The sequence below is a fragment of the Psychroserpens sp. XS_ASV72 genome (assembly GCF_041224425.1).
Classification (GTDB): domain Bacteria; phylum Bacteroidota; class Bacteroidia; order Flavobacteriales; family Flavobacteriaceae; genus Psychroserpens.
In genome coordinates this window covers 1-5389 of the sequence record NZ_JBGFGL010000063.1, presented here as the reverse complement: position 1 = coordinate 5389, position 5389 = coordinate 1, and the positions used below count along the sequence as shown (strand labels likewise).

General features: G+C 32.6%; 5 protein-coding genes. All 5 read left to right on the top strand.

Going from position 1 to position 5389, the window contains the following annotated elements; all coding sequences use genetic code 11:
• Nucleotides 1-825: 825 nt before the first annotated feature.
• The 5 genes from AB9K26_RS00930 (at nucleotide 826) to AB9K26_RS00910 (ending at nucleotide 5058) form a co-directional block, all read left to right on the top strand.
• A complete protein-coding gene (locus AB9K26_RS00930) occupies nucleotides 826-1065 on the top strand; it encodes a hypothetical protein (protein ID WP_369970661.1) in 240 nt (79 codons plus the stop codon).
• Nucleotides 1066-1233: 168 nt separating this feature from the next.
• Nucleotides 1234-2511, top strand: coding sequence for an APC family permease (locus AB9K26_RS00925; protein WP_369970660.1), 1278 nt, complete (start codon nucleotides 1234-1236; stop codon nucleotides 2509-2511).
• Nucleotide 2512: 1 nt separating this feature from the next.
• Nucleotides 2513-3133 (top strand): MarC family protein, encoded by a 621-nt coding sequence (locus AB9K26_RS00920; protein WP_369970659.1) that lies wholly within the window; start codon nucleotides 2513-2515, stop codon nucleotides 3131-3133.
• Nucleotides 3134-3311: 178 nt separating this feature from the next.
• A complete protein-coding gene (locus tag AB9K26_RS00915; protein WP_369970658.1) occupies nucleotides 3312-3614 on the top strand; it encodes a hypothetical protein in 303 nt (100 codons plus the stop codon).
• On the top strand, nucleotides 3607-5058 hold the full coding sequence (locus tag AB9K26_RS00910; RefSeq protein WP_369970657.1) for a S1C family serine protease: 1452 nt from the start codon (nucleotides 3607-3609) through the stop codon (nucleotides 5056-5058). Before AB9K26_RS00915 ends, AB9K26_RS00910 begins: the two co-directional genes overlap by 8 nt.
• Nucleotides 5059-5389: the final 331 nt, after the last annotated feature.

The following is a 5389-nucleotide window of genomic DNA, read 5'->3' as shown; positions in this document are numbered from 1 at the left end:
ACAAGACCGTTGTAGGCAATAAACCAGTCTTCTGGTCTTCCCAGAGGGTTTCGGAACCCAATAATGGTCAGGACATCACTTAAAAATCCCCATGAGGGAATCTGGACACAGTCAGATTCCTCCTTGACAAGATTACCGATTGAGATCGTGTGAGAGTTCCACTATCACAAACGAATGAATTCGCTGTAAGCTTGCATCAAGGTATAGAAAATTTTCGACAAAGTCAAATTTTCGGTACCCTTTGGTTTTTAAAGAGATGTCAAGGGATCTTCATGTCGGCATTGGTTTCCGATCCGAAAAATGAGTTGCCATAATCGGCGGATTATAGAAAATAATTTTCCGGAACAGAACCCTTGATGGGAAAATCACTGATGTAGCGCCTGGTTTACTTCGTAAAAGCAAGCCTTTGGCTATTCGAAGCTTTTACTACCCACAACTGCGTATATGCCACATGGTTTTAAATTTACCCAACAATTTATTCAGGTAATAAATTTTGTGTAAATTTCTGAAAAACAAACAACGTGGCATATACGTCTACGTTGTGCATAATGTTCCAAAAACCGTAATCTGAATTAAAATTTGAGAAAAAAAGAAACATTTTGGTTAATTGGAACAATAAGTTTCGTGCTGATTTTAATACTCTGGATTTTCGGAATTAGTGGAATGAATTCTGATTCAGTAACTGACATAAATGTTCACGACACTTACTATGTAATTGCGAATATTCATCTGATTGTTCTGAATGTAACGCTGATTTTCTTTGGTGTTTACCTAATCCGAATGTTAAGGCGGAATTTTAAAAACCTGACCGCAAATCTGATTTTTATGATTTCGGACATAACTCTAATTTTGATTTTCACATTTCTAATTACATTGGTAAATTCTATTCGAGAAATTCCTGGCTCGACTGAATATCCACCTTTGAGTGGCGAAATTGTAGAAAATGCTGGAAATGGATGGAATAATGCTTATTACATTTTATTAATCATCCAACTGATTTTAATAATCCTGCTAACAATAAGCGGAATAAAAACTGGATTGAATTACAACAAACAAACTGAATAAAAAAACACTATGCACAACAACGGCTATAATCCATTGCGGCTGAAATTCCTATCGGAATTTCATTGCAATTTTACTATCTTTCGGCTATGGCGGAAAGAATCCTGCGGATTTTTCCGCAACGTATCATAGCCAAAACCGTTGGGCACAATTTGATAAACCATAAATCATATGAATAAACAAATAGGATTAAAAGAAGCTATTTCTATCGGAATTGGAGGAATGGTTGGTGGTGGAATTTTTGCAGTCCTTGGGCTTGCAGTATCACTCGCCAGAGGAGGAACACCAATAGCATTTTTATTCGCTGGAATTTTAGCATTAATCACTTCTTATAGTTATGTTAAGCTATCAAAAAAATATCCTGACAGAGGAGGAACTGTTAAATTCATCAATCAAGGTTTCGGGAAATCAGTTTTTAGTGGAGGGATTAATAATCTCTTGTGGATAAGTTATATCATTATGCTCTCTCTTTATGCTTCGGCATTTGGGTCTTACGCACCAAATTTATTCGAATTAACCAACGACAAAATAATTGATTCACACATTTATGCAAGTGTAATTATTGTTTTAGCTACAGCGATTAATTATTATAGTATTGCTGTAGTAGGCAAAATAGAATCTTACGCAGTAATTATCAAGTTGGTAATTCTAATTTCCTTCATTTTTATTGGTGCTTATGGATTAATTGGTAATCCAAATGTTGCTCAACTTGCAGTCACAAATTGGGAAGCACCAATAAAGTTGTTTGCCGGCGGAATGGTAATTTTTGTTGCTTATGAAGGATTTGAACTTATCGCTAATGCAGCACCTGATATCGTTAATCCTGAAAAAAATATTCCAAAAGCTTATTACTATTCTGTAATATTTGTGATCATACTATATATAATTATTGCTTTAGTAACTGTAGGCTCACTTCCTTTTGCAAAAATTGCAACAGCACAAGATTATGTTTTGGCAGAAGCAGCAAAACCAATGTTAGGAAAACTTGGTTTTTCAATAATTACAGTAGCTGCATTAATTTCAACATTTTCCGCCATCAACGCATCTCTTTATGGAGGTAGTAAAGTGAATTATGAAATTGCAGAGGACGATGAGCTACCGCATCACTTTTTAGCAAATCTTTGGAATCAGCCTGTTGGTTTAATGATTACAGCAGTTGCAACATTAATTTTAGTCAACGTGTTAAAACTAGAAAGTATATCAACAGCAGGAAGCGTTGGTTTTCTACTCATTTTTGGTATCCTTAACCTTGTTGGGTATAGATTATCAAAAGAAACAGGAAGCAATAAAATAATTCCATTAATCGGTTTCGTTTTATGTATCATTGCTACAATAATTTTAATTAATCAACAATACACATCAAATAGTATTGGTGTAATAATCTCAATCGCCATTACTGGATTTTGCTTTTTAATGGAATGGATTTATAAAAAGACAGAAAAAAAATAAAATGGATAATCTACTAACTTTTTCAATTACGGTCTTTACTGGCTTTTTTGCTATTATGAATCCTATTTCTAATATGCCAATATTTCTTTCACTAGTAGAAGGTGCAGATAAAAAAACGAAACAAAGAATAAATTTAAAAGCTGTAGTAATTGCTTTTATCATTGTTTCTGTATTTGTTGTTTTAGGGAAATTTATATTCGAATTATTTGGAATAACAATACCTGCCTTTAAAATCACAGGTGGTATTTTAATTTTCTATGTAGGTTTTGAAATGCTACAATCCAAAAAATCAAGTGTTAAACATCTAGAAAAAGTTAACATAGATGAAAACATAGCAGTTTCACCTTTAGCTATACCAATTTTAGCTGGACCAGGAACAATTGTTACAGCTATGAATTTCGCATCCCATTCTACTTATATTCATATTGGATTAGTAGTACTTGTTTTCGGAATAATGTGTTTATTAACTTATATAACATTTAGTTTAAGTGATTTTATTGCAAAAAAGATTGGAGACAACGTAATTTCAGTAATTGGAAAATTAATGGGACTAATTATTGCAATTATCGGAACAAGTATGGTTATAGAAGGAATTAAAATATCATTTAACATGGTAAAGTAAAGTGACATTGAACTGAATAAAAACTGTGCCCAACAATGTATAACCGCAATTACGGCGGATTCGACTACGTCCGAATCCACTCGGAATTGCTAACGTCAGTGCTAAACCGAAAAATTTGCGTACTTTAACCCGTAACTGACGGTTATACGAGACCGTTGCCAGTAATTTAAAAATCGAGATGACCATTGAACATATTAGAAAAAGAGTTAAATCCGTTTTACTAAAAAATGATGAATCGGAATTGGAATCAATTGCGGAATTAAACCGAGAACAATTTATTGAATTTTTGGAAAGAAAAATTGAGCAAAATAATCAAATGGCAGAACTTGAATTATTCAAAGAAACAAACGGAGAAATTAATAGTCTAACCGAATTTTATGGAAAAAAGATGTCTTTGAATTCTGGTAAATTCACAACAATACTTTTAGAAAACAACCTGCTTTTAACAAATTTAAACGAACTACGAAAAATCAATGAATAAAAATACTATCAGCCTTTTAATATTCATCCTACTTGCAAATTTATCTTTCGCTCAAAATGATTTTGCAACAATCAATATTTATAGAACAAAGGCTTTTACAATTGGTTGCAACGATTGTGTCAAAATACTTCTTAATGATGTTTACTTAACACCTGTTGACAATGGCGGACATTTAGAATTGAAAATATTCAATATAAAACCAACCAAATTGACAATAACTGACGGTAAAACTTATAGAGAGGATATAAACTTAAATTTACGAAAAGGGCAACTTTATTACTTTAGAGTAAAAGCAAGAACACCAAGGTCATTAGGTTTTAAATTGGTACAAGAAAATAAACCAATAACCAAAAAATTAAATTCAGACAGATTTATAGCATTAACCGATGTTGGGATTTTAGATAATAATGTGTCGAGAAAACCTGATACAGATTGGACTAAAACAAAACTAAAAGAACATTGGACAAAAAATGGTTCAGAAGACATTGAGGGAATTTATGAGAAAGTTGGAACTTCTTTGGAGTATGAGTTAGCTGTTTTAAAAGAAAATAATGGTTATAAAATAATTTATCTCTCTGGAGCAAGTGGTACGAATTGGAACGAAGGAGATATAAAAGCATCATTAATCAAGACTGCACAATTCGGAATTTTTAAAGCAGATTGGTTTATGCTAAACAAATCATACAATAAAGACATTATCCTCACATTTGATAAAGCAACAATGTCTTGTCTATCAGAGAATGGAAGAGACAAAGACGTTTATTTAAAAATCTATCCGACTTATGACGAAGCAAATAACTCACTTGCAACTGAATGGAAAAGTTCGGGAACAGGATTTTTTATTGATAAAAATGGTTATTTAGTTACCAATTATCACGTAATCGAGGATGGAAAAGTTTTTGAAATTGATGTAACAAAAAACGGAAAAACTACATCTTACGAAGCAAAGGTAATAAGTACTGACAGACAAAATGATTTAGCAATCTTAAAAATTACAAGTTCGGATTTCAAACCATTATCAAATTTAAGTTACAACTTCAAAACAAATACTCAAGATGTTGGTTCTTCGGTATTTGCTCTTGGCTATCCACTAACTCAAATAATGGGAAATGAAATTAAGTTTACTGATGGTAAAATTAGTTCTAAATCGGGATTTCAAGGAGATATAACTACATATCAAATTTCTGTTCCTATTCAACCAGGAAACAGCGGAGGACCATTATTTGACGAAAAAGGAAATTTAGTTGGAATAACGTCATCCGGAGTAAACAAACAATTAGCAGATAATGCTAACTACGCAATTAAAACGAGTTATTTAAAATTATTAATTGACTCAACAAATGATAGAATTGAATTACCAAACAGTTCGGAACTTGAAAGTAAAAGTTTGACTGACCAAATAAAGACTTTATCTGAATATGTTGTAATGATAAAAGTAAAGTAAAAACTACTGGCAACAACGTGTATAGCTCATTGCTATTCAAGCGCTTAAACCGAAGTTAAGGCTTATTTGGAAAGTCGCCAAATTTTTAAATTTGACGATTTTCCAAGAAAAAGATAAATAGTAAAATTTAAAAATCTGGCTTGTGGCTCAACCGAAAAATAATCGCTAATTTACACGCAACGAGCCATACACAAGACCGTTGTAGGCAATAAACCAGTCTTCTGGTCTTCCCAGAGGGTTTCGGAACCCAATAATGGTCAGGACATCACTTAAAAATCCCCATGAGGGAATCTGGACACAGTCAGATTCCTCCTTGACAAGATTACCGATT